Annotated in this window: 1 rRNA gene; it reads right to left on the bottom strand. The window is 56.7% G+C overall.

The window, feature by feature from the left end:
• Positions 1-719, bottom strand: a 23S ribosomal RNA gene (locus IE219_RS31390); the annotation flags it as partial.

Below are 719 nucleotides of genomic sequence, written 5' to 3'. Positions count from 1 at the left end.
CCTCGCCTTAGGTCCCGACTTACCCTGGGCAGATCAGCTTGACCCAGGAACCCTTAGTCAATCGGCGCACACGTTTCTCACGTGTGTATCGCTACTCATGCCTGCATTCTCACTCGTGAACCGTCCACAACTCGCTTCCGCGGCTGCTTCACCCGGCACACGACGCTCCCCTACCCATCACAGTCCCCGTTGGGGGTATGTACTGCAATGACACGACTTCGGCGGTACGCTTGAGCCCCGCTACATTGTCGGCGCGGAATCACTTGACCAGTGAGCTATTACGCACTCTTTCAAGGGTGGCTGCTTCTAAGCCAACCTCCTGGTTGTCTCTGCGACTCCACATCCTTTCCCACTTAGCGTACGCTTAGGGGCCTTAGTCGATGCTCTGGGCTGTTTCCCTCTCGACCATGGAGCTTATCCCCCACAGTCTCACTGCCGTGCTCTCACTTACCGGCATTCGGAGTTTGGCTAAGGTCAGTAACCCGGTAGGGCCCATCGCCTATCCAGTGCTCTACCTCCGGCAAGAAACACACGACGCTGCACCTAAATGCATTTCGGGGAGAACCAGCTATCACGGAGTTTGATTGGCCTTTCACCCCTAACCACAGGTCATCCCCCAGGTTTTCAACCCTGGTGGGTTCGGTCCTCCACGAAGTCTTACCTCCGCTTCAACCTGCCCATGGCTAGATCACTCCGCTTCGGGTCTTGAGCGTGCTACT

It is taken from the genome of Streptomyces termitum (genome assembly GCF_014650175.1).
Taxonomy (GTDB): Bacteria; Actinomycetota; Actinomycetes; order Streptomycetales; family Streptomycetaceae; genus Streptomyces; species Streptomyces termitum.
The sequence above is the reverse complement of the archived record's forward strand: the minus strand, read 5'-3'. Positions and strand labels throughout refer to the sequence as shown.